The sequence below is a fragment of the Streptomyces sp. ASQP_92 genome (assembly GCF_025399895.1).
Taxonomy (GTDB): Bacteria; Actinomycetota; Actinomycetes; order Streptomycetales; family Streptomycetaceae; genus Streptomyces.
In genome coordinates, this window is the sequence record NZ_JAODUA010000018.1 from 1 (window position 1) to 23,715 (window position 23,715).

The 23,715-nt window shown below is 71.2% G+C and carries 19 protein-coding genes and 1 tRNA gene; 10 read left to right on the forward strand and 10 right to left on the reverse strand.

Features of this window, described 5'->3' with window-relative positions:
* Window positions 1–408: 408 nt before the first annotated feature.
* Window positions 409–1,938 carry an MFS transporter gene (locus N4G70_RS29450; RefSeq protein ID WP_261715795.1) on the reverse strand — a complete coding sequence of 510 codons (1,530 nt, stop codon included), beginning with the start codon at window positions 1,936–1,938 and terminating at the stop codon, window positions 409–411.
* Between the two features lie 63 nt (window positions 1,939–2,001).
* Here N4G70_RS29450 and N4G70_RS29455 point away from each other — a divergent pair, with 63 nt between their 5' ends.
* Window positions 2,002–2,985: a YafY family protein gene (locus tag N4G70_RS29455; protein WP_261715796.1), complete on the forward strand. Its 984-nt coding sequence runs from the start codon at window positions 2,002–2,004 to the stop codon at window positions 2,983–2,985.
* Window positions 2,986–3,101: 116 nt separating this feature from the next.
* On the opposite strand, the gene N4G70_RS29460 is transcribed toward N4G70_RS29455, so the two are convergent.
* Window positions 3,102–4,100: an RNA polymerase sigma factor RpoD/SigA gene (locus tag N4G70_RS29460; RefSeq protein ID WP_261715797.1), complete on the reverse strand. Its 999-nt coding sequence runs from the start codon at window positions 4,098–4,100 to the stop codon at window positions 3,102–3,104.
* Between the two features lie 147 nt (window positions 4,101–4,247).
* Between N4G70_RS29460 and N4G70_RS29465 the strand changes: the two genes are divergently transcribed.
* Window positions 4,248–4,787, forward strand: coding sequence for a GNAT family N-acetyltransferase (locus N4G70_RS29465; RefSeq protein ID WP_261715798.1), 540 nt, complete (start codon window positions 4,248–4,250; stop codon window positions 4,785–4,787).
* Between the two features lie 101 nt (window positions 4,788–4,888).
* Here the strand turns inward: N4G70_RS29465 and N4G70_RS29470 are convergent, their stop codons facing one another.
* Window positions 4,889–5,674, reverse strand: coding sequence for a class III extradiol ring-cleavage dioxygenase (locus N4G70_RS29470; protein ID WP_261715799.1), 786 nt, complete (start codon window positions 5,672–5,674; stop codon window positions 4,889–4,891).
* 136 nt (window positions 5,675–5,810) lie between these two features.
* On the opposite strand from N4G70_RS29470, the gene N4G70_RS29475 reads away from it, so the two are divergent.
* On the forward strand, window positions 5,811–6,302 hold the full coding sequence (locus tag N4G70_RS29475) for a MarR family winged helix-turn-helix transcriptional regulator (RefSeq protein ID WP_261715800.1): 492 nt from the start codon (window positions 5,811–5,813) through the stop codon (window positions 6,300–6,302).
* 46 nt (window positions 6,303–6,348) lie between these two features.
* Here N4G70_RS29475 and N4G70_RS29480 read toward each other — a convergent pair whose 3' ends face one another.
* Together N4G70_RS29480 and N4G70_RS29485 are read right to left on the reverse strand one after the other, a co-directional pair.
* On the reverse strand, window positions 6,349–7,893 hold the full coding sequence (locus N4G70_RS29480; RefSeq protein WP_261715801.1) for an MFS transporter: 1,545 nt from the start codon (window positions 7,891–7,893) through the stop codon (window positions 6,349–6,351).
* Between the two features lie 134 nt (window positions 7,894–8,027).
* Entirely contained in the window at window positions 8,028–8,684 is a 657-nt protein-coding gene (locus N4G70_RS29485; protein WP_261715802.1) for a TetR/AcrR family transcriptional regulator, read from the reverse strand.
* A gap of 441 nt (window positions 8,685–9,125) precedes the next feature.
* On the opposite strand from N4G70_RS29485, the gene N4G70_RS29490 reads away from it, so the two are divergent.
* Entirely contained in the window at window positions 9,126–10,430 is a 1,305-nt protein-coding gene (locus tag N4G70_RS29490) for a M6 family metalloprotease domain-containing protein (RefSeq protein ID WP_261715902.1), read from the forward strand.
* 34 nt (window positions 10,431–10,464) lie between these two features.
* Here N4G70_RS29490 and N4G70_RS29495 read toward each other — a convergent pair whose 3' ends face one another.
* The gene (locus tag N4G70_RS29495) at window positions 10,465–12,237 is read right to left on the reverse strand and encodes a class I adenylate-forming enzyme family protein (protein ID WP_399037355.1); all 1,773 of its coding nucleotides are present in this window, start codon (window positions 12,235–12,237) and stop codon (window positions 10,465–10,467) included.
* A gap of 158 nt (window positions 12,238–12,395) precedes the next feature.
* On the reverse strand, window positions 12,396–13,412 hold the full coding sequence (locus tag N4G70_RS29500; protein ID WP_261715803.1) for an LCP family protein: 1,017 nt from the start codon (window positions 13,410–13,412) through the stop codon (window positions 12,396–12,398).
* Window positions 13,413–13,779: 367 nt separating this feature from the next.
* On the opposite strand from N4G70_RS29500, the gene N4G70_RS29505 reads away from it, so the two are divergent.
* A tRNA-Arg gene (locus tag N4G70_RS29505) sits at window positions 13,780–13,855 on the forward strand.
* Window positions 13,856–13,921: 66 nt separating this feature from the next.
* Window positions 13,922–14,224: a deoxyxylulose-5-phosphate synthase gene (locus N4G70_RS29510; RefSeq protein ID WP_261715904.1), complete on the forward strand. Its 303-nt coding sequence runs from the start codon at window positions 13,922–13,924 to the stop codon at window positions 14,222–14,224.
* 19 nt (window positions 14,225–14,243) lie between these two features.
* Here the strand turns inward: N4G70_RS29510 and N4G70_RS29515 are convergent, their stop codons facing one another.
* Entirely contained in the window at window positions 14,244–16,157 is a 1,914-nt protein-coding gene (locus tag N4G70_RS29515; RefSeq protein WP_261715804.1) for an MFS transporter, read from the reverse strand.
* A 287-nt stretch (window positions 16,158–16,444) separates the two neighbouring features.
* Window positions 16,445–19,264, reverse strand: coding sequence for a serine hydrolase (locus N4G70_RS29520; RefSeq protein ID WP_261715805.1), 2,820 nt, complete (start codon window positions 19,262–19,264; stop codon window positions 16,445–16,447).
* A gap of 145 nt (window positions 19,265–19,409) precedes the next feature.
* Between N4G70_RS29520 and N4G70_RS29525 the strand changes: the two genes are divergently transcribed.
* The 3 genes from N4G70_RS29525 to N4G70_RS29535 all read left to right on the forward strand — a co-directional run bounded on the left by N4G70_RS29525 (window position 19,410) and on the right by N4G70_RS29535 (window position 21,620).
* Complete coding sequence (locus N4G70_RS29525) at window positions 19,410–20,159, forward strand: GPP34 family phosphoprotein (RefSeq protein ID WP_261715806.1); 750 nt, start codon at window positions 19,410–19,412, stop codon at window positions 20,157–20,159.
* Between the two features lie 213 nt (window positions 20,160–20,372).
* The gene (locus tag N4G70_RS29530) at window positions 20,373–21,242 is read left to right on the forward strand and encodes a helix-turn-helix transcriptional regulator (RefSeq protein WP_261715807.1); all 870 of its coding nucleotides are present in this window, start codon (window positions 20,373–20,375) and stop codon (window positions 21,240–21,242) included.
* Between the two features lie 174 nt (window positions 21,243–21,416).
* Window positions 21,417–21,620, forward strand: coding sequence for a DUF397 domain-containing protein (locus tag N4G70_RS29535; RefSeq protein WP_261715808.1), 204 nt, complete (start codon window positions 21,417–21,419; stop codon window positions 21,618–21,620).
* 136 nt (window positions 21,621–21,756) lie between these two features.
* On the opposite strand, the gene N4G70_RS29540 is transcribed toward N4G70_RS29535, so the two are convergent.
* Window positions 21,757–22,596: a hypothetical protein gene (locus N4G70_RS29540; RefSeq protein ID WP_261715809.1), complete on the reverse strand. Its 840-nt coding sequence runs from the start codon at window positions 22,594–22,596 to the stop codon at window positions 21,757–21,759.
* Window positions 22,597–22,677: 81 nt separating this feature from the next.
* On the opposite strand from N4G70_RS29540, the gene N4G70_RS29545 reads away from it, so the two are divergent.
* Window positions 22,678–23,460 carry an SDR family oxidoreductase gene (locus N4G70_RS29545; RefSeq protein ID WP_261715810.1) on the forward strand — a complete coding sequence of 261 codons (783 nt, stop codon included), beginning with the start codon at window positions 22,678–22,680 and terminating at the stop codon, window positions 23,458–23,460.
* The last annotated feature ends 255 nt before the right edge of the window (window positions 23,461–23,715 follow it).

Genomic DNA, 23,715 nt, shown 5'->3' on the forward strand with positions numbered 1-23,715 from the left:
GGGGCGCGAGGAACTGCGCGAGAAGCGGGCACGGTCCGCAGATTCAAGAGGGCTTAGGGGCGCGGGGAACTGCGCGAGAAGCGACCACGGCTCGCGGACGTACACGGGTTTCAGGGGCGCGGGGAACTGCGCGAAAAGCGAGCACGGGCCGCAGACGCAAGGGGGTTGAGGGGCGCGGGGAACTGCGCAAAAAACAGGCCGGCGTGCAAGCCGGAAGCGGGTTTCAGGGGGCCGGGGGCCGGGACCCCCTACGCCGGGCCCGCATAGGCCGATAGCCCCGTACCTCGAAAGGTGCGGGGCCATCGGGCCGAGCCGAGGCCGGGGCCGGAGCCGGGCCCGGGCCGCGCGGGGCCGAGCCGAAGCGGGGCGGGGGCGGGCAGAGCCGGGCCGGGCCGAAGCGGGGCCGGGTTAGGCGGCCGGCTCGCGTTGCCGGGGGAGGTCGAGCAGCTCGGCCTCCCCAACCTCGGCCTCACCCTGCCGCACCCCCCGCACCGGCAACGCGAACATCACCAGGAAGATCACCCCGAGCACCCCGGCCACGTACCAGAGCGAGTGCTGGAAGCCGTCCACGAACGCCTGCCCCAGCCTCGGCGGCGCGAGGTCGTCGCCGATCGAGCCGAAGAAGACGACCGAGACCAGGCCGAGGCCGAGCGCGTTGCCCATCTGCTGCACGGTGTTGATGAGCCCGGAGGCGGAACCCGAGTGCTCCTTGGGCACCTCGGAGAGCACCGCGTCGGTGAGCGGGGCGACGATGAGGCCCATGCCGAGGCCCATGACGACCAGCGGCAGCGCCATCTGCCAGGGCGCGATGTCCAGGCCGTAGCGGCCGGCCTCCCAGATGTAGAGCAGCAGCCCGGCCGCCATCGTCAGGGCGCCCGCCTGGAGGACCTTGCGGCCGAAGCGCGGGACGAGCTTCTGCACGGACAGGCCAGCCGCCACCGAGACCGCGATGGAGAACGGCACTCCGGTCAGGCCCGCGCGCAGGGCGCTCCAGCCGAGACCCATCTGCATGTAGAGCGTCCACACGAGGAAGAAGATGCCGAGGCCGACGCCGAAGGTGGCCTGGACGGCGATGCCCGCCGCGAAGCTCTTCACCCTGAACAGCGACAGCTCGATCAGCGGGGAGCCGTCGCGGGCCGCCTTCATGCGCTCGTACGCGATGAGGACGCCGAAGACCAGGACGCTGCCGGCCATCGAGAGGTAGCCCCACAGCGGCCAGCCGAGTTCGCGGCCGCGGGTCAGCGGGTAGAGCAGCATGAGCAGGCCGAGCGTCACCAGGACCACGCCGACGAGGTCGAGCTTGAGGGCCTTGGGCGCCTTGGACTCGGTGATGAACTTGGTGCCGAGGATCAGGCCCGCGACGCCGACCGGCAGGTTGATCAGGAAGATCGGGCGCCATTCGAGCCCGAACAGGTTCCACTCGGTGAGCAGCGCGCCGAGCAGCGGTCCCGAGACCGCGCCGAGTCCGACGACCGCGCCGAACAGGCCGAAGACCTTGCCGCGCTCGTGGGCGGGGAAGGTGGCGTGCACGATGGAGAGGACCTGCGGCACCATCATGGCGGCCATCGCGCCCTGCAGGATGCGGGAGGCGACCAGCATCTCCGGGTTGGCGGCGAAGCCGCACAGCGCGGAGGCGAGCGTGAAGCCGGCGATGCCGATGAGGAAGAGCTTCTTGCGGCCGTGGATGTCGCCGAGGCGGCCGCCGGTGATCAGGCCGGCGGCGAACGCGAGCGCGTAGCCGGCGGTTATCCACTGGATCGAGGAGAAGCTCGCCCCGGTGTCCTGCTGGATGGACGGGATGGCGATGTTGACGATCGTGACGTCGACCAGGTCCATGAAGGCCGCGGTCATGACGATGGCCAGGGCGAACCACCGGCGGCGGTCTGCCGCGGCCAGCGCCGCGGATTCTGGGGTGATGCTGGTCGTGGTGGAGGTCATGAGAGGAAAGTTAGACCCCCTATAGGTCAGGGTGTGTCCTCATTGCGCGGGCATCCTGGAGACATGACCGACACCCCGGCACGGCTGCTGCAACTGCTCTCCCTGCTTCAGACCCCGCGCGAGTGGCCCGGCGGCGAACTCGCCGACCGCCTCGGGGTCTCCCGGCGCACGGTGCGGCGCGACATCGACCGGCTGCGCGAACTCGGCTATCCCGTGCAGGCGGCGCGAGGCGCGGACGGCGGCTATCGCCTGGTGGCGGGCAAGGCGATGCCGCCGCTGGTCCTGGACGACGAGGAGGCGGTGGCGATCGCGGTCGGGCTGCGGGCCGGCGCGGGCCATGCGGTGGACGGCGTGGACGAGGCCTCGGTGCGGGCCCTGGCCAAGCTCGAGCAGGTGCTGCCCTCCCGGCTGCGCCACCGCGTGGCGAGCCTCCAGGCGGCGACGATGCCGCTGGCCGGCCCCTGGCGCGGGGACGGCGCGACGGTCGATCCGCGCACCCTGACCACGCTGGCCTCGGCCGTCACCGGCGAGGAGCGGCTGCGCTTCGGCTATGTCTCGGGCGACGGCACGGCCACCAAGCGCCTGGTCGAGCCGTACCGGCTGGTGTCGACGGGCCGCCGTTGGTACCTGGTGGCGTACGACGTGGAGCGCGGCGACTGGCGTACGTTCCGGGTCGACCGGGTCGCCGATCCGCTGGCGACCGGGGCGCGCTTCGCGCCGAGGGAGCTGCCGGAGGCCAACGCGGCGGAGTTCGTGCGCACCTCGATGAACCGGCTCCAGCCGGTCCTGGACGTCGACGTCACCTTCGAGGCTCCGGCCGACTTCGTGACCGCCCGCCTGCCCAGCTCGCTCGGGTCGCCCGAGCCCCTGGGGGCGGGCCGCTGCCGGCTGCGCGCCTCGTGCACCGATTCCCTGGAGTGGGTGGCGCTGCGGCTCGCCCTGGTGGACTGCGAGTTCACCGTCCACGGGCCGCCGTCGATGACCGCCTATCTGCACGAGCTGGGCGAGCGGCTGACCCGCGCGACCGCGCCCCGGCACGAGGAGTGAGGGGGAGGCCCGGGGACAAGAGAGGGGCCCCGACACCAGGGGGGGAAGGTGCCGGGGCCGGGAGCCCCAGCACCAGGGGGGGGAGGGTGCCGGAGCTCGTCTGGGGGGGGCGGGGCCTAGGCCGCCGCGTCGAAGCCCGTGTCGCGGGCCATCTTCTTCAGTTCGAGCAAGGCGTGCTTCTCGATCTGACGGATCCTCTCGCGGGTCAGACCGTGTTCCTTGCCCACCTCTGTCAGCGTACGCTCCCTGCCGTCGTCGATGCCGTAACGCATCTTGATGATCGAGGCGGTTCGCTGGTCGAGCTTGCCGATCAGGTCGTCGAGCTCCTCGCTGCGCAGCAGGGTGAGCACGGACTGTTCGGGCGACACGGCGGAGGTGTCTTCCAGCAGGTCGCCGAATTGGGTCTCGCCCTGGTCGTCGACCGGCATGTTGAGGGAGACCGGGTCACGCGCCCAGTCCAGGACGTCACCGACGCGCTCGGGCGTGGAGCCCAGCTCGGCGGCGATCTCCGTGTGCTCGGGATCGCGGCCGTTCTCCCGGTTGAATTCGCGCTGGACCCGGCGGATGCGGCCGAGCTCCTCCACCAGGTGGACGGGCAGGCGAATGGTGCGGGACTGGTCGGCGATGGAGCGGGTGATGGCCTGGCGGATCCACCAGGTGGCGTACGTGGAGAACTTGAAGCCCTTGGCGTAGTCGAACTTCTCGACCGCGCGCACCAGGCCGGCGTTGCCCTCCTGGATGAGGTCGAGCAGGGGCAGGCCGGCCCTCGGGTAGCGGCGGGCGACGGCTACGACCAGGCGGAGGTTGGAGCGGATGAAGAGGTCCTTGGCGCGCTCACCGGCGGCGTACAACGCCTCAAGCTCCTCGGGCGTGGCGCCCGCTGCCTCGCTCTCCACCTCCCCGTCGAGGATCTGGCGTGCGTATACACCGGCTTCGATGGTCTGCGAGAGCTCGACCTCCTTGGCGGCGTCGAGCAGCGGCGTACGCGCGATTTCGTCGAGGTACATACCGACCAGGTCGCGGTCGGCGATCTCACCGCTGATTGCGCGGACCCTGCTTCCAGAGTCCGAGCCGCCAGAGGCGGACTGTCGGCGGGCGACGGCGCGGGTTGCCATGCGTGCTCCCTTACTGAGTGGTCGCGACACCCTCCCGGGTGCCCTGCATCCGATGGAAACAACGGCTGGAATCCGGACAGAATTCCCGACCCGCCCATCGATTTCGTGATCATGCAGTACCCTGTCGCGCCACGAGAGGGGGGACAGGTGCCGCAGAAACGTACAGAGGTGCAGGTCAGGGCGGGTGTGGAGGCCGATCTGGCGGCGCTCACGCATCTTTACAACCACTTCATCCGTGAGACCGCCGTCACATTCGACACGGACCCCTTCACCACCGAACAGCGCCGTCCGTGGCTGCACTCCCACCCTGAAGACGGCCCGTACCGCCTTCTGGTTGCTCACGATGCCCGTTTTGTCGGGCAGGATCGCGTGCTGGGTTATGCGACGAGCAGCCCGTTCCGCGCCAAGCCCGCGTACGCGACCTCCGTCGAGGTGAGTGTGTACTGCGCGCCGGAGGCGACCGGGCGGGGCGTGGGCACGCTCCTGTACGACGCCCTCTTCGAGGCCCTGGCGGGCCAGGACGTGCATCGCGCCTACGCGGGGATCGCCCTGCCGAACGAGGCCTCCCTGCGGCTGCACGCGCGCTTCGGCTTCGCGCACGTCGGCACCTACCGCGAGGTGGGCCGCAAGTTCGGCCGCTACTGGGACGTGGCCTGGTACGAGAAGGAGCTGGGCGGCGGCGCGTAGGCGGCCCGGCCTGCGCGCAGGGCCCCAACGCGCGCCCGCCACGCGCCCGTTCACGCCGCCCTCGCGGGTCGAGGCGTAAGCCCGGTCAGCCGTACCGCCCGTCAGCCGTACTGCACGGACCGCTTGGCGAGGCCCATCCAGAACCCGTCGATGACACTGCGCGCGCCGCCCAGCTCGCCCTCGCTCGCGCCCATCGTCACGAACAGCGGGGCGAAGTGCTCGGTGCGGGGGTGGGCGAGCCGGCCCGCCGGGGCCTTGTGCTCGAAGTCGAGCAGGGCATCGACATCGGCGGCGGCCAGCGCCCGCGCGCCCCAGTCGTCGAACTCGGCGGACCAGGTGGGGACTTGGCCGCCGGGATGGCGCAGGGCGGCCAGGTTGTGGGTGAAGAATCCGCTGCCGACGATCAGTACGCCCTCGTCGCGCAGCGGGGCCAGGGTGCGGCCGATGTCGTAGAGGCGGCGCGGGTCCAGGGTCGGCAGGGAGATCTGGAGGACCGGGATGTCGGCGGCGGGGAACATCTCCACCAGCGGGACATAGGCGCCGTGGTCGAGCCCCCGGTCCGCGATGTCCTGCACCGGCATCCCGGGCGCACGCAGCAACTTGCGTACGGAATCGGCGAGTTCGGGCGCGCCGGGGGCGGCGTAGCGCACCTGGTAGTAGCGCTCGGGGAAGCCCCAGAAGTCGTACACCAGCGGCATGGTCTCGGTGGCGCCGAGCGCGAGGGGCGCCTCCTCCCAGTGCGCGGAGACCATCAGGATGGAGGTGGGCCGGGGCAGTTGGGCGGACCAGGCCGCCAGCTCGGCGGGCCACAGCGGATCGTCGGCGAGCGGCGGGGCGCCGTGGGAGAGGTACAGGGCGGGCATGCGCTCGGGGCGGACGACGGTCATGGCGGACTCTCCGGCTCACTCACGGGCTGCCCGGCCGGCTGGGCGGCCCGGCAGAAACTGCTTGAAGTCTCAAGCGTCTGAGCCCAGCCTAACCCTACATAGTTCAACTTTCAAGAAGCGTCCGTACAGTAGATGTATGACCTCGGCACCTAACTGGCTCAGCGACGAGGAGCAGCGCACCTGGCGCGCCTACCTCCACGCCACCCGGCTCCTCGAAGACCACCTCGACCGTCAGCTCCAGCGCGATGCCGGGATGCCGCACATCTATTACGGGCTGCTCGTCCAGCTCTCCCAGGCCCCTCGGCGCCGGATGCGGATGACCGAGCTGGCCAAGAACTCGAAGATCACCCGCTCCCGGCTCTCGCACGCGGTGGCGCGCCTGGAGAACAACGGGTGGATCAGGCGCGAGGACTGCCCCTCCGACAAGCGGGGCCAGCTCGCGATCCTCACGGACGCCGGGTACGAGGTCCTGGAGCGGACCGCGCCCGGGCATGTGGCCGCCGTGCGGCAGGCGATGTTCGACCGGCTGACCCCGGCCCAGGTGGACCAGCTCGGCGAGATCATGCGCGTGATGGCGCAGGGGCTCCAGCCCACCGACGCCAAAGCGGACCTGCCCTGGCTCCGCTGAGAACAGCGGAACCAGGGCAGGGCGCGTCCGGGGTGCTACCGGGGGGTCAGTGCGCGACCACCGGGATACGCACCTCGTCCTGGACGTCGTCGTCGCTGCCCGACCGGGCGACCGGACCGTTGCCGGGGCGGCCGGTGTTGATGAGGGTGACGGCGATGACGGAGGCGGCCGCCAGGATGCCGACGGCCCACCAGATGGCGGCGGCGAAGCCGTGCACCATGGCCTGGAGCTTGAGCAGCTCGGGGTTGGTGGCGCCCAGCGCCAGGTGACCGGTGGCGTAGGCCGTGGTCGCCGAGGCGGCGATGGTGTTGAGCAGGGCCGTGCCGATGGCGCCGCCGACCTGCTGCGAGGTGTTGACCATCGCGGAGGCGACACCCGCGTCACGCGGCTCGACGCCGATGGTGGCGAGCGACATGGCGGGCATGAAGGCGGTGCCCATGCCGAGGCCGAGCAGGATCTGCGCGGGCAGGATGACACCGGCGTACGAGGTGTCGATGTCCAGCTGGGTCAGCAGGAGCATGCCGACGGCGGCGGTCAGGAAGCCGGGGCCCATCAGCAGGCGCGGCGCGACCCGGGTCATCAGCCGGGCGCCGATCTGGGTGGATCCGGTGATCATGCCCGCGATCATGGGCAGGAACGCGAAGCCCGTCTTGACCGGCGAGAAGCCCTTGACGACCTGGAGGTAGTAGGTGAGGAACAGGAAGAGGCCGAACATCGCGATGATCGCGAGGCCGAGCGAGAGGTAGACGCCGCCGCGGTTGCGGTTGGTGATGACGCGCAGGGGCAGCAGCGGGTGGCGCACCCTGGACTCGACGGCGACGAAGGCGCTCAGCAGCACCGCGGAGGCGATGAACATCGCGATGGTGAGCGCGTCCGACCAGCCGGCCGACTCGGCGCGGGTGAAGCCGTAGACGAGCGCGACCAGACCGGTGGTGGACAGGACCACGCCGGGCACGTCGAGCGGCGAGCGGTTGCGGGTGCCCGAGGGCTCACGGATGACGAGGTAGGCACCGAGCGCGGCCACGATCGCGAACGGGATGTTCACGAAGAAGGTCCAGCGCCAGTTCAGGTACTCGGTGAGGAAACCACCCAGGATCAGGCCCACCGCGCCACCGCCACCGGCGATCGCACCGTAGATGCCGAAGGCCTTGGCGCGCTCCTTGGCGTCGGTGAACATCACCGCGAGCAGCGACAGGGCGGCCGGCGCGAGCAGCGCACCGAAGGCGCCCTGGAGCGCGCGGGAGCCGAGCAGCATCGCCTCGCCGGTGGCGGCGCCACCGAGCGCGGAGGCCGCGGCGAAGCCGAGCAGGCCGACGACGAAGGTGCGCTTGCGGCCCCACAGGTCGGCGATGCGTCCGCCGAACAGGAGCAGTCCGCCGAAGGCGAGCGCGTACGCCGTGATGACCCACTGCTTGTTGGCGTCACTGATGTGCAGCGCGTGCTGCGCGGACGGCAGCGCGATGTTCACGATCGTCGCGTCGAGCACGACCATCAACTGGGCCAGGGCTATGAAGGCGAGCGCCTTCCAGCGACTGGGATCGGGGGCGAGGGAGAGCTGGTCCGTCTTGTCCAGACCGACTGTTTTTGACATGGAGGTAGCCACCTTGGGACGCGGATTACCGAGAAGATGTTGTAACTACGGTGAATGAACGGGGAGTTGAGGGAGGAAGGCGATCAGCCCTTCCGGCGGGCGTGGAGTGCCCCGGGTCTCGTCGATGAAGGCGATCAGCTCTTCCGGAGATCGTCGAGGGTCGCCGCACAGCCCGGCAGCTCGGACCGCGCCGGGGCCTGGAGCCCGTCGAGGAAGAGTTGCAGATGACGGTGGACGAACTGGTCGATGTTCGGGCAGGGCGTGCCCGGCAGCGGCCTGGTCAGTTGGGAGAGGGCGACCATCAGGTCCCCCACGGCGACGTCGGCGCGGAGCCGGCCGGCCTCGCGGGCCCGCCGCATGAGCCCCTCGACGTCGCGTTCGAGGCGCTCACGGGCCGCGTTCAGCTCGGCCTGGTCCTGGTCGAAGGTGTCGGACAGCATCGGGCACAGGGCCCCGATCCGCTCGTCCGCGGCCGCGTGCACGAAGCGGCGCAGCGCGTCGAAGGGGTCGGCCTCCTCGGCGGCGGCCGCCTCGGCCTGGGCCGAGACGCGGTCCATGACGGAGAGCACCACGCTGGTGATGAGCTCGCCGCGGTCGGCGAAGTGGCGGTAGATCGTGGCGTTGCCGACACCGGCCCGCCGGGCGATCTCGTCGAGCGGGCGCTCGGCCCCGTACTCGACGAACATCTCGCGCGCGGCGGCGATGATCCGCTCCCGGTTGCGCAGGGCGTCGGCCCGCGGACGCGGGGCGCGGCGCGGCCCGGCGGCGACGGGGGCGGTGGCGGTCTGCACGGCTCTACTCCTCCTCTGGAAGGCGTTCTGAAGGTGTTCTGAAGGTGTTCTGAAGGCGTACCGAGGGCGCTTTGTGGGCGCTTTGAGGACGTCTTCTCTACGGGGCGATCGGGCCGACGGTGACCGGGACCCGATGGTGACCGGGTCCGACCCCCGAGGGTCCGACCCAAGCGGGGAAACCTTCCCCGTTTCGCGGGGACGAAGGTTCAAACGGGGAAACCTTCCCCGGTTATTTCCCGGGCGGGATGTGACCTGCGCCACACACGCACCGGTGCGGCTCCCGCCGGGCAGAGGCGCCCGGTCCTACGCACACCCGATATCCGGAAAAACCCACATTCGGGCCACCCGGCGAGCGCGGCCGACACGCCGGACACAGGGTGATCAGACGAGCGCAGTCCGGAACCGGCCGACTGTCGCGTCCCCGAAGGCGAGCGCGTGCGCATGCAGGACGTCAGCCAGTCCCGCCCGGCCCGGGCGCCAGGACGCCGGATATGCGGCCGCCGGCACACCTTCCTCGGCGCCACCCTCGCCTCGCTCGCCCTGGCGGCGCTGACCACCGGTTCCACCACCCTGTCGATCGCCACCCGCGCCTCCGCGGGCCCGGCGGCCGTCCCCGGCGACTCCTCGCTCGCCGCCTGCCGCATCCCCGCCGGCCTCGGCGTCCAGATGTCGGAGGGCCTGCCGACCCCGCCCGGGTACGCGCACTCCACCGGCATCGTCCGGGCCCTCACCCTCATGATCGACTTTCCGGACGCGGTGGGTTCGGGCACCGCGCTCAGCCGGTACAAGGAGTTCTTCCCGCAGACCAGCGACTGGTTCCGCAACGCCTCCTACGGCCGCCTCGACTACCGCCCCGAAGCGCCCATCCCGCAGTGGCTCAGGATGCCCAAGGCGTTCTCGGCGTACGGGATCGAGCGCGGCTCCCCCTACGAGCCGGGCTACCACCGCCTGGTGCAGGACATGGTCGCGGCGGCCGGGAGCCGGGTGAACTTCTCGAAGTACGACCTGGTGAACGTGCTGGTGACCCCGAACGCGGGTCCGTCCGCGCTGGACACGGTCCTGTCGGTGACCTTCTCCGGCAACGAGGAGGCGCCGTACGCGGACGGAGTGCCGCTGTCCAACACCTCGTTCGTCTACAGCCGCCAGGACGACGGCTCCGGCTCGTACGGGGAGACGGGCTACCGGGTGCTGCCGCACGAGAACGGCCATGTCTTCGGACTGCCCGACCTGTACACCGCGCAGGGCGGCGGCGCCGTCGGGCACTGGGACATCATGTCCGAGGACTGGGGTGCCAACAACGACATGCTGGGCTGGCACAAGTGGAAGCTGGGCTGGCTCGACAACAGCCAGGTGTCGTGCGTGACCGGCTCCGGGGTGGGCCAGTACGTCCTGAGCCCGCTGGCCACGGAGGGCGGCCCGAAGCTGCTCTTCGTGCCGGTGACGAAGGACAGCGGGTACGCGGTGGAGGTCCGCACCCAGGCCGGCAACGACGGCGCCGTCTGCAAACCAGGGGTGCTGGTCTACCACGTGGAGGCCACCGTGGACACGGGCCGCGGCCCGGTCAACGTCTCCGACAGCACCCCCAACACCGGAGGCTGCACCCGCCGCCCCAACGTCAACGCGGAACTCTCGGACGCCCCCTACACCACGGGAGAGACCTTCGTGGACCGCGCGAGCGGCGTGCGGGTGGCGGTGACGGGGGTGGACGGGATGGGCAACTACCACGTGCGGGTGGAGAGGCCTTGAGGGAGCCCTGAGGGCGAGGCAGGGGCGGGGAGGATCAGCCGGCTCCCAGCTCCCCCCGCAACTCGCCCTTCACCACCTTCCCCGCCGCGTTCCGCGGCAACGCCCCCCGCCGCACCACCACCCGGGCCGGCACCTTGAACCCCGCCAGCACCGCCCCGACATGGGCCCGGAGCTCCTCCTCGGACACCTCCGCGTCCGCGCGTACCTGCACCACCGCCGCGACCTCCTCCCCCAGCACCGGATGGGGCACCCCAAGCACCGCCGCGTCGAGAACCGCAGGGTGGTCGTGCAGCACTCCCTCGACCTCGACGCAGTACACGTTCTCGCCGCCCCGGATCACCATGTCCTTGATCCGGTCGACGATCGTGACCCGGCCCGAGTCCAGCACCGCGAGGTCACCCGTCCTGAACCACCCGTCCTGGAAGGCGAGCCGGGTGGCCTCCGGGTCGTTCCAGTAGCCCCGCACCAAGGACTGCCCGCGCAGCCACAGCTCGCCGATCTCGCCGTCCGCGAGCCCCGACCCGTCGGGCCCGGCGATCCGTACCTCGGTCACCGGCGTGGCCCGCCCCGCGCCCTGCGGCCAACTCCGGTACTCCGCACCGACGTTGGCCAGCACTCCCCCGCTCGTCTCGGTCAGCCCGTACCCGTTGCGCGGCTCGATGCGCGAGCCGTACCGCGCGGTGAGCCCGGTGACCAGCCCGGGCGGGGCCGCCGCACCCCCGGTGTTGAGCGCGGTCAGGCTCTCCAGCGCGGCCCCCTCGGACCCGGACTCCTCGGCGGCGGCCAGGAGTTGGAGAGCGGTGGCCGGCACCCCCGCATAGTGCGTGACCCGGTGCTCGCGGATGAGATCGAGGGCGCGCCCCGCATCCCACTTCCGCATCAGAACGAGCGTGCCGCCCGCCGCCATCGCCGCGTACACCGAGGTGAACGCGGCGACATGGAAGAAGGGAAACGTCATCAGCGTGACGGGAGCGGGCCCCTGCCCCGGGACGACACCACGCCCGAGCATGGACATGGCCGCCTGGAACCGCGGGTTCAACACGGCACCCACCTGGGCGAGTTGGGTCGCGACGGCCCCCTTGGAGCGGCCCGTGGTGCCGGAGGTGTAGATGATGGTGGCGTCCGCGTCCGGCGGGACATCGACGTCGGGCGGGCCGGCCGCCGGGTCGGGCGCGGTGAGCTCGTCGAGGTCGGCGTACCGCTCGAAGCCTTCGGGCAGCGGCCCCGCGTGGTGGAAGACCATGCCGCGCACACCCCGCGTACGGGCCCAGCCGGCCACCCGGTCGAGGCGCTCGCCGTCGACGAGCAGCACGCGCGGGGCGCAGTCGTCGAGGGCGTACGCGAACTCCTCGCCGGTCCACCACGCGTTCAGCGGCACCGCGACCAGACCCGCCAACTGGGCCGCCCAGAACGCCACTTGCCACTCGGGATGGTTGCGCATGCCGATGACGGCGCGGTCGCCGGGACGCAGCCCGTGGACATCGGTGAGGCGGCGGGCCAGAGCGCAGGCGGCGGCGAAGAACTCGGCGTAGGAGTACGTGCCGGACTCGGCGATCAGGAACGGCCGATCCCCGAAGGCCCAGACCGTCTCGACGAACTCGCGCAGGGTGCGCGGCCCGGTGGCGTACTGGAGCGTGCCGCTCTCGCCGCGCACCACGGCGAAGGGGGCCCCGGGCGCGGTGAGCAGCGCCTCGGCCGCCCGGGCGGACTCGGCGTACGGGTCGCCCGACGACGGGGCGCCATCCGAGGCACGGGGCCCCGAGGGGCCGGGGTCGTCCGAGGGGCGCGCCGCCGCGTCCGGCCCCACCGCATCGTCCGCGGCATCGTCCGCCGCGCCGTCTCGCGCCTGTGTCGTCGCCGCCACGGGAAGCCCTCCTAAGCGCCTGCTCAGTCCCAGTGGTCCACGACGCTATGCCGCTGCCCCGCCCCGGTCAAGGTCGGTGTAGAACACAACCGCTTTGGGGGTCAGCCGGGCTGCACGATCTGGCCGATTCCGTTCGGTCCGGACGCCGTACCGATGAGGGCGTCCTCCGGGACCGGGCGGTCGGCCCTGAGGGCGGCCCAGACCTTGGCGACCTTGACGGCGTCCGGCACCAGGCGGTCCTCGTCCCCCTGCTCCAGCTGGGCCGGCAGGGTGACCATCTGGACGTCGCGCGCCCCGAGCCCCTTCATCGAGTACGCGAGCGAGGCGAGGCTGTCGACGCGGGCAAGGGAGGAGTCGGTGGTGAGGGACTTCGTCGCGGCGTCGGCGACCGTGAAGAGTCTGCCCGGGTCGGCGAGCAGGTTCTGGCCGGCCAGCTTGCCGAGCAGCGCCGTCAGGAACTGGTGCTGGAGCTGGATCCGCCCGAGGTCGCTGCCGTTGCCGACACCGTGCCGGGTGCGCACGAGGTTCAGGGACTGCTGGCCGCTCAAGTGGTGCTTGCCGGGCGGCAGATGGAGCCCGCTGTCCTTGTCGTCGATGGCCTTGGCCAGGGTGACGTCGGTGCCGCCGACCGCGTCCATCAGCTCCGCGAAGCCGTTGAAGCCCACCTCGACGTAGTGGTTGACGCGCAGCCCGCCGCTCAGCGCCTCGACCGCGGCCACCGTGCAGGGGGCGCCGCCCGTCTCGTACACGGAGTTGAACATGACGCCCTCGCGCGCGGGCAGCTTCTGGCCGGAAGCGGTGGTGCAGGCCGGGCGGTCGACGATGGTGTCGCGCGGGATGCTGACGAACGCCGCCTTCCTGCGGCCGTCGTAGACGTGCAGCAGCAGGGTGGTGTCGGAGCGCCCGATGTCGACGCCGCCGCCCGCCCGCGAGGCGTTCTTCCCGGCCCGCGAATCGGAGCCGACGACCAGGATGTTGAGGTCGGAGGTGGCGGACGCCTCCGGCGTGAGCAGCGATCCCAGCTCGACGCTGCTGATGTTGTGGTTCAGCCGGTGCCAGGTGTAGGCGGCCGCGCCGCCCACGGCCAGCAGCAGGACGACGGCGAGGGAGCCGAGCACGAGGCGAAGGCGCGGGGAACGCGGACGGGCGGGGCGCGGGCGACCGAACTGCGGGCGGGGGGTGCGGCCCCTCCGGGGTATGCGCCCCCAACGCGGTCCGTACCTCATCCCTCGACTCCGTCCGTCGGCGACCCAGAACTTCCCTTACGTGCGAACGACCAGACTCCATATGCGGACAAACAGGGCGTTACCGCACACTACAGAACGCCACCTGGTCCCGCAGAACGAACGGGTGTCCCTCCGGGACCCGGACGACCGACGCCGAGCCGACCAACCCCCGGTCCACGCCCGAGCCACCCCCACCCGTCCCCACCAGCGGGCGCACTCCCGCATCCGCTACCCTGTCCAGGTCTGCCATCGGCAGCACGCCTCCGTAGCTCAGGGGATAGAGCACCGCTCTCCTAAAGCGGGTGTCGCAGGTTCGAATCCTGCCGGGGGCACCAGCGCGAAAGGCCCCGAACCGATCATGGTCCGGGGCCTTTTGACATCCACGGCGGTCGTTCGTCTGCCTGCCCTGCCGGGCTTCGTACAAGCAGCCCTACCCCGGCCGTCCCGAGCCCGGTCGGGTCTGTCCGCGCTGTGCCGAACCGCTGATCCACGTCGGCTCCGCCTTCGCGGCGCCCAAGCGGCGGGACGTCGCTGCCTGGCGCACGCTCTCCGTGCTGCTGCATGCCGGGGTCCGGTTCGGCAAGAGCTGTTGCGGGGGCCCCGGATACCGGCCCCGCACCCTGCGCGAAGTGCGCGAGCGGATGGCCTACGCCCGGGCCACCGGCGAGCCGTTCGCCCGGGCGCTGGTCCGCCGGGACCTGTAGGGCACCCCGCACCCGCGCCTCACGGATTGATGAGCGTCCCCTCCGGGCACCCCGTGCCGCGGGGGATGCTGTACGGGGCGGCCACGCGGTACGTGCCCGGTTTGGGGGCGACCAGTTCGGTCCACTCGTCGCCCGCGTCGGTCAGGGCCGACTTGCGCAGGCAGCCGTTGAGGTTCGTGTACGTCTTGGGGTCGTGGCCCTTGAGCTTGGAGTCGCGCGTCTCCTGCGGCGGCGCGACGCCCTTGCCCTTCTCGTCGACCAGTTTCAGCCACGGCGAGTACGGGATGCGGATCAGGACCGTGCCCGGTGAGCGGACGTCGACCGTGACCTCGCCCTCCCCCGCGTGCTTGACCGTGGCGGGCGGGTCCGCGAGCGGGGTGGGGTTCTCGACCGCGAACAGCCGCCAGTGCTCGTTCGACCAGAGCTGCTTCAGATACGGCAGGCCCTGCTCGATCAGCTTGCCCTCCTGCACCGCGCCGTTGCGGTCGGCCGGGCCCAGCGGCAGCACCACGTACCGCACCGCCCAGCGGTCGAGCCAGGCGTGGTAGTTGTCCGCGTTCAGGGTGTCGTCGTAGAACAGCGGGTTGCGCTGCATGTCCGCCTGGCGGTTCCAGCCGCGGGCCAGGTTCACGTACGGGGTGAACGCGGAGGCCTCGCGGTGGCTGGAGGCGGGGACCACCTCGACCCGGCCGGTCGCGGCATCCAGCCCCTGCAACTGGTCCACCAGCGGCGCCAGATCGCGCGCCCAGGTCGCCGCGGGCGCGGTGTGCACGATGTCGTCGACCGACTTGAAGCCGATCCACCCGTTGAGGCCGGCGAACGCGAGCACCAGGACGTACCACTTGCGCGACCTGGGCACCGCGTACGGCAGCGCGGCCAGGAAGACGACGCCCGCGAACAGCATCGCGAGCCGCGTGATGTTCGAGCCGATCTGCGAGTGGATCGCGAAGCACAGCAGCACCCCGACCCCGTACACCAGCGCGGCCGTACGGACCGTCCGCCAGTCCTTGGGCACCAGGAACAGGATCAGCACCGCGAAGAGGAACGGCCCCGAGGTGGTGGCCAGCGACATCGGCTGGGTGCCCGAGAACGGGAACAGCCACGCCGACAGGGCGACCACCACGACCGGCGGCAGGCCGATCGCGTACGCGCCCGGGCGGCGCTTGTTCAGGAACAGCGCGGCCGCGACGATGCCGAGGAACAGTCCGGCGACCGGACTGCTCGCGGTGGCGAGCGCGGCACACGGCGCGGCCACGGCCGCCTTCGGCCAGCGGTTCTCCCGCTTGTTGTGCGGCCAGCAGAACACCGCGGCCACCGCGCCGAGCGCGAACATCATGCCGAGCCCGAACGTCACCCGGCCCGACATGGCGTTGCACAGGAACGCGAAGAGGGCGGCGAAGGAGCAGGCCAGCGGGTTGCGGACCGCCTTGACCCGCACCAGGATCAGCGCGGTCAGGCCGGCCGAGACGGTCCCGGCGATCATCATCGTCGTACGGACGCCGAGCACCGACATCAGATAGGGCGACACCACGCTGTACGAGACCGGGTGCATCCCGCCGTACCAGGCCAGGTTGTACGCGGACTCCGGGTGACGGCCGACGAACTCGGTCCAGGCGTCCTGGGCCGCGAGGTCGCCACCGCTGTTGGCGAAGAGGAAGAACCAGAGGATGTGGACGACGGCCGCGACCGCCGTCACGAACGCGACGGGATGCCGCCTCGGCCAGGACTCCGGTCCCAGTATTCGCGCGAGCCGCCGCCCGCCGCGCGTCCCGGCACCAAAAGCGCCGGTACCGGTCGCGGGACCGGGTTCGGCCGGCGTACCGGCCTCCGTCGGGGCGCCCGGCTCGTCGGTCGTACGCGTCGTGCTGGTACGCGTCGTGCTGGTACTCGGGGTGCTGTCGGCGCGGGTGGGCGTCGGCTCAGCGGTGGTCACTGCGGCTCTCCCGCCTCACGCTGTCTCACCTGGCATGCGCGGCGCCGTACATCTGCGCACGGTCCGCGCGGGGGCCGTCCGGTCGGCCCGTACTGCTGTGTCCGAAAAGGACCCGGAAGGGATCCCGAAGGCCCTTGGCGGGGGCTTCGGAAGGAGCCGGGGGCTCCTTCGTCCTGTCCCGGGATTCTCCCCCAGACATGAGGACGCCGTCCCCGCGTCCCCAGTTGCCCGAAGCTAGCACGCGGGGCGCCCCGCAGGTCGGGGCGCCCTCGACGGCTTCGGGGGCGTCAGCCCAGTCGGGTGAGCTTGTCGCCCGTGCCCGGCTCGGCGAGCGCCTTCTTCAGCTCGACCGGCGCGCTGAGCCTGCCGTTGCCGGAGCCGATGGACAGTTCGCCCACCACCTCGCCGGCCTTCGCCGCGTGCGGGACGGGCTTGCCGCCCGCGCCGCCCAGCGTGATGTCGACCTTCAGGCCCGGCCAGCCGACCGCCTTGAGGTCCTTGGCGGCGACGAGCGGGGTCTTGCCGCCGAGCCCGTCGTCCACGTACCCGACGACGTCACCCTTCTTGACGACCGTCGCCGAGGTGACGGCCTTCTGCACGGCCTGGATCAGCGTGTAGCTGTTGTTGATCGCGGACTTCAGCTTGTTGTCGAGCGTGGTGCCGGTGCGCTGGCCCATGACGATGCCGTAGATCCGCTGGTTCTTGCCGTCGACGACCGTGTCGGCCGCCCACAGCAGGTTGCCGCCGGCCGGCGTCGATGAGCCGGTCTTGATGCCGCTCACACCGGGCTTGAGCAGGATCGTGTTGTTGTTGTAGATCATCGTGTCGATGCCCGGGATCTTGATCTGGGGCGTGTTGACGATCCCGCGGAACACGTCGTTCTGCATGACGGCCTGCGCCAGCTTGAGCTGGTCGGTCGGCGTGGAGACCGTGGTCTCCTTCAGGCCGCTCGGGTCGGTGTAGGTGGTGCTGGTCATGCCGAGCGCCTTGGCGGCGTCGTTCATCTTCGCGATGAACGCCTCCTCGGACCCGGCGTCCCAACGGGCCAGCAGGCGGGCCGCGTTGTTGCCGGACGGGATCATCAGCAGTTCGAGCATCTGCTTCTCGGTGAACTGCTGGTCCTTGCGGATCGGCGCCGTCGACTCGTCGGGCTTCTTCGCGTCGTCCTCGGCCTGCTGGTCGACCGTGATCTTCTCGCCCTCCTGCTTCCCGCTGATCGGGTGGCCCTTGAGGATCACGTACGCCGTCATCGTCTTGGCCACGCTCGCCAGCGGCGCGGGCTTCTGCTCCCCGTGCGTGCCGAGGCTGCCCACGCCGTCCACGGAGACCGCCGACTGCCCCTCGGAGGGCCACGGCAGATCGAGCGCGCTGCCGTCGAAGGTGTACGTCGCCGACGAAGTGAGGGCGAGCTTCGGATCGGGAAGCGGACGCATCAGCTGTACGACCGCGAACACGATGATGAGCAGCAGGACCAGCGGGGTCCAGATCTTGAAGCGCCGCACGGTGGAGCGGACCGCGGTCTGCGCCGGGGGCGGAGTGTTCGTCAGCTCGGCCAGCAGATCGAGCGGCGGCTTCGGCGGCAGCGGCTGCTGCCGGGTCCGCTCGGCGCGCTCGGGAACGGGCGGGGTGGGGCCGGCGGGGCCCGCCGGTGCGGCCGGAGGCGGGGTCACCTTGGGACCCTCGGGCCGTCTGACGGAGGCGTCGGAGCGGGCGCCGCCCCGCGTACCGGCGTCGTCGGACCGCAGGGGCACGAACTGGCTGACCCGCTCACCCGCGGACTCCCGCTGAGGCGCGGGCAGCTTGAGCATCGCGGTCGGCTGGTCGACGGGCGCCTTGGCGGCGGGCGCCTTGGCGGCGGGCGGGGGCGGAGTGACGGCCGGCTGCCCCTCGGCGGGCGCCTTGGCGGCCCGGGTCTCGTCGGCGGTCGGAGGCTTGACCGCCTTGAACACGGCGGTGGGCTGGTCAACCCCCGGGCCGCGGTCCGGAGTTCGGGAAGGCGAGGACTTGGGCTGGTCGGAGGGGGTGGGCGCCGGGTCGACGGGCGCGGGCTTCGCGTCCGTGGGGGTCGGCTGGGCGGCGCCTGCCGAGGTCGGCTTGGCGCCTGCCGGGGTCGCCTCCCCGGTGTCTGCCGAGGAAGGCTTGGCGTCGGCCCGGGTCGGCTGGGCGGCGCCTGCTGAGGTCGGCTTGGCGCCTGCCGGGTTCGCCTCCCCGGCGTCCGCCGAGGAGAGCTTGGCGACAGCCCGGGTCGGCTCCCCAGCACCTGCCGAGGTCGGCTCGGCCCCTGCCGGGGTCGACTTCCCGGAACCTGCCGCGGTGGCGTTCGTGTCGGCCCGGGTGGGCTTCGCGTCTGCCGGGGTCGCGTCACCGGCCGACTTCGAGGGGGTGGCCGTTCGCTTCTCAACCGCGTCCGACCCCGCGTCGTCGGACGCCGATCCCGCATCAGCGGTCGTCGCCTTCGCGCTCGGGAGGCCCGAATTTGCATGTGCGGACGGGGAGTTGGCGGCAACGGGCGACGTGGCACTGTCGGAACCGGTCGGCTTCAGGTCCGCCCCCGCGGAAGCGGATTCCGCGTCCACCGCGCCCGCATCCGGCCCGTCGGAGGCAGGCTTCGCACCCGACGCGTTGCCGGGCTCGGCAGCCTTCGTGGGCGCGGCCCCATCACCCTCAGGGGCGTCCTCCTGGTCGACCCACGCCGCGACCGCCGCGCGGAGCCGGGAGTCGCCGTCCTCCGGGCGGGGCGCGCGGAACACCGCGGTCGCCTGGTCCACGGGACCCGCCGCCGAGCCACCCGTGGCCCCGCCGTCCGAACCCGCAGCCGCGCCATCCGTACCGGACCCGGAACCCGAGCCATCCGTACCGGCGGAACCGGACGCGGAACCGGACCCGGACCCGGAACGCGAATCCTCGCCGGAACCGTTCGCCGCCCGCCGGTCGTCCACACCCTCGCGGGAGGGGGACGGCCCGCGGGAGACCGCCAGGCGCGGGTCGCGTTCGCTTGTAGTCGTCTCCCCCGACGACTGCTTCTGCTCCGACTTGTCGGGGGACTCGCCCGCCACCGATGCCTCCTCCAGACGCCGGGTGGCGTCATCCGAAACTGTCCGAACCATGTACCAGTGTCCCGTGTGCCGGGTAGGACCCCCTGGCTAGACGAGAACGACATACCTGTCGGTTCCCGTACGAACCGCCCAGGCGCTCTCGACAGATGAATGTGAGAGGGGTCACCCTGTCATTCATCCACGCGGGGAGGCATGGATGGGCAGGAGCCGCAGAACTATTCCGGAAGAGCTGTTGCTGCTCGCTCTGGACCCGGCCACGGGTACCACAGCGCAGCCGCAGTCGCTCGACCTCGGCCTCGCCGGAGCTCAGCTAGTGGAGCTGGCTCTGGCAGGACGGATAGCCCCAGACGGGGATCGTATCGCCGTGGTGATGGCACGGCCGACAGGAGATCCGACACTGGACTCCGCACTGGAACTGCTGCGCAGGCGCGGCAGCCCGGTACGGGCGGTCCACTGGATCGGCGGGCCCCGCCTCGGGCTCCGCCAGATTTACCTCGCGCACCTGGAGCGGTGCGGCATGGTTCATGCCGTGGCCGGCCAGATGTGCGGGGTGCTGCCGACGACTCGCTACCAAGCGACGGAGACAGCGATCAGCCGGGACATCAGGGCCCGGCTGGACAGTGCGATCCGCACCGGCGTACCGCCGGACCCGCGGACCGCGGCGCTCGCCGCGCTGGCCCACGCAGTCGGGCTCGGCAAGCACCTGTACCCCGGCAACGAGGGGCGGTCATCGCGCTCCCGTCTCAGGGACCTGATCAGGCACGACCCCATGGGCGGTCTCGTCGCGCACGCCGTGATGGACGTCCAGAACGGTGTGGCCGCTCAGCCACGCCGCAACGGCCAGAGCAGCACCGCGCCGGACAACGGGAGCCGCCACGCGGCGGCGGCCGGCGTTCCGATGCAGTCCCATCACGGGGCGCTGGCCAGGGCCGTGGTGCACCACTGAGGGACCCCGCACCACCAATCGCACCACCCGCCGCACCGACGTCCCCAATCGACCCGGTCCGGGAGCCGCACCCAGTACGCGCGGGGCTGTCACGGCAGCCCCGCGCGTTCGCGTTGTCGCTGTGTGTGGCCGTTTTCCAGCGCGCGCCGGGATGTTGGTGGCAGTCTGCTGAGCAGACGAACAGAAGAGCCGTGAGCCGGAGGTGCGTTACCCGTGGCGTCCAATGTCAATCCCACCGTAAGGCGGCGCCGACTGGGCCAGGAGCTGCGCAGACTCCGTGAGCTGAAGGGCATGACGGCCGAAGAGGTCGCCGAGCGCCTGCTGGTGTCCCAGTCGAAGATCAGTCGCCTGGAGAACGGCCGCCGTTCCATCAGCCAGCGCGATGTGCGCGACCTGTGCGGGGTGTACGAGGTCGAGGACCACCGCATCGTCGATTCGCTGATGCAGATGGCCAAGGACTCCCGCCAGCAGGGCTGGTGGCACGCCTTCGGCGACATCCCGTACAGCGTCTACATCGGTCTGGAGACGGACGCGGCCAGCCTGCGCGTCTACGATCCCCAGGTCGTTCCCGGGCTGCTCCAGACCCCGCAGTACGCGGAGGCCCTGATCGCGGGGGCGCTCCCGGAGACCGCCCCGACCGATGTCGAGAAACGGGTGAACGTCCGGCTGCGACGGCAGGAGCGGGTACGGGCGCTGGAGAACCCCCTGCGCCTTTGGGTGGTCATCGACGAGGCGGCGCTGCGTCGCAGGGTCGGCGACAAGCAGCTCATGATCGACCAGCTGGAATTCCTCATCGAGCAGTCCCAGCTTCCCCATGTCACCGTGCAGGTACTGCCGTTCAGCATGGGCGCCCATCCGGGAATCAACGGCCAGTACGCGATTCTGGAATTCCCGGACGCCTCGGACTCCAGCGTCGTCTACATCGAGGGCGTCACCAGCGATCTGTACCTGGAAAAGGCGAATGATGTCCAGAAATACAGCGTGATGTACGAGCATTTGCGGGCGCAGGCCCTGAATGTGGACCAGACCCGGGAATTCATTACCGCGATCGCGAAGGACTACGCCCGTGGCACGGCCGGCTGATCGCTGAAGCGCGGCACCGTACACCCCGCGCATCCTCCGATGGAAGACCCGGCCGGAATATGCCATCCGGTCGAGTGAATGGCCCCCGCGCATCCCGGAACCTGCGAGTAGCGTCGATCACGCCAACGAAGAACGTTGGCCGAGAACGACCAACTGGCAGGAACGGAAACGAACATGGCCATTCTTCAGGGCGCCACGGACACGTGGACCAAGTCTTCGTACTCCACCGGAAACGGCGCATGTGTCGAAGTCAAGTCCCCCGAGATGCACGCCATCGCCGTGCGGGACTCGAAAGTCACCGCCGGCCCCTCGATCTCCTTCGCCCCCGGCGCGTGGAACGCGTTCGTGGCCGAGGTGACCCGGGATTCCCTCAGCTGACCACCGCAAGCAGCCCTCGTGATATCCGCGTTACCGACATGAGCCCTCTCGACTGGTCCGCCGTCCCGGCCGAGGGGGCTCGGCCATGTCCGCGTCGCGCGGCCCTCCGCCGGGTCCGAGCCTCGCGCCCCTCCCGCTAGCGGAGTTCGTCCACGTAGCGGTCGGTGCCGGGCACGGTGGGGATGAACGGGGCCACCAACTCGACCCGACCCAGGCCGGTTTCGCCCACCATCGCGTCCAGTCCGGTGAAGCGGTCCGCCCAGACCTCCCTCGGGTCCCGCTCCAGGAACCACAGCAGTGTGAGCCGGGTGCCGACGCCCTCGACCTGCTTCACATACGTCATGCGGTCGCCCGGCAGCGGTGTCGGTGCGAAGACCGTCACCATCGCGGCGGGCCCGCCGGCCAGGCGCTCCGGCAGATGGCGCGAGCGCAGCCACTCCAGCAACTCGGCCCGGACGTCCGGGCTTTCGGCGTCGACGACCTCCAGGACGAGGCCCGCGTACGGGTGGTCGAGCGCGTGGTAGTCGCGCGGGCCCGCGGCGCCGTCCCGGTAGACGGTCGCCTCGTGGTCCTGGAACGCGGTGAAGACATGGGTGCGTTCCTGATGGACGCGGCCGTCGCGGTTGAGCCGCTTGTTGATGCCGACGGTCCACTTCATGTGCTCGTCGTAGCGGCCGTCGGTGATCCAGTACGTCGAGAGGTAGCAGCCCGCGCCGACCGGCTGGGCGATCGCGGACTTCTCCGGGTAGCGCAGCTCCTGGAGCTCGCGGGTGGCGACCCAGCGGCGGCCCGCGTACATCCAGGGCATGGCCATCGCGCCGGCGTAGTAGTGGTCGTCCTCGTACCAGCGGTTGTAGGCGTACTCATGGCCCGGGTGCGGCTCCACCATGGTGATCAGCGCGTGGCCGGGGCGCACCCCGTAGGGGCCCACCGACGCCAGTTCCGCGTACGCCTCGGGCCGCGTGTCCTCCGTCATGCCGCATCCCTTCCCTCCACCACTGGACGGACTTACTCTGACGCCCCGTCAGAAGATGTGCCAGAGCCGGGAGGCGACCGGATGTTGCTGAGTGGGAAGACCGTGATCGTCTCCGGGGTGGGGGCCGGGCTCGGGCACCAGGTCGCGGCGGCCGTCGTGCGCGACGGGGGCAACGCGGTGCTCGGCGCGCGCACCGAGGCCGCCCTCGCGAAGACCGCGGCAGGCATCGACCCGGACGGCGCCCACACCGCGTACCTGTCGACCGACATCACCGACGAGTCCCGCTGCGAGGCGCTCGCGGCGCTCGCCGTGGAGCGGTTCGGGGCCATCGACGCCGTGGTCCATGTCGCCGCCTGGGACAGCTACTTCGGCGGGCTTCAGGACGCGGACTTCGCCACCTGGCAGCAGGTCATCGACGTGAACCTGCTGGGCACGCTGCGCATGACGCGGGCCTGCCTGCCCGCGCTCAAGGCGCACGGCGGCTCGGTCGTCGTCATCGGTACGCAGTCGGCGGTGGCGGCGCCCTCGCAGGTGTGGCAGGCGGCGTACGCGGCGTCCAAAGGTGCGCTGACCTCGGCGATGTACTCGTTGGCGCGCGAGCTCGGCCCCGACCGAATCCGGGTGAACACGGTGCTGCCGGGCTGGATGTGGGGGCCGCCCGTGCAGGCGTACGTCCAGTTCACCGCGCACACCGAGGGCGTGCCCGAGGAAGAGGTGCTCGGCCGGCTCACCGAACGGATGGCCCTGCCGGAGCTGGCCACCGACAGCGATGTGGCGGACGCGGTGGTCTTCCTCGCCTCGGACCGGGCCCGCGCGATCACCGGCCAGTCGCTCCTGGTGAACGCCGGCGAGCTGATGCGGTGACGCGCTGAGCTTTGACATGGCAGTGCGGCGCGCCAGTGGTGAGGCGCGGCAACTGCCGTGTGAATGAAGGTGGTTGAGCCCTGCTTTCTCGGCCGCACGGGACCCGCATCCCGTGCGGTCGTTCGCGTCTGTAGGCGCTCCGGTGGACGGAGTCTGACGAAGTGCCCGCTCATCGTGTGGCCCCCGTCACGGGCACGACAACACCCCCAAGGGCAAAGCCGAAGCAAAATCGTTCGACTTTGTGATCCTGGTTCA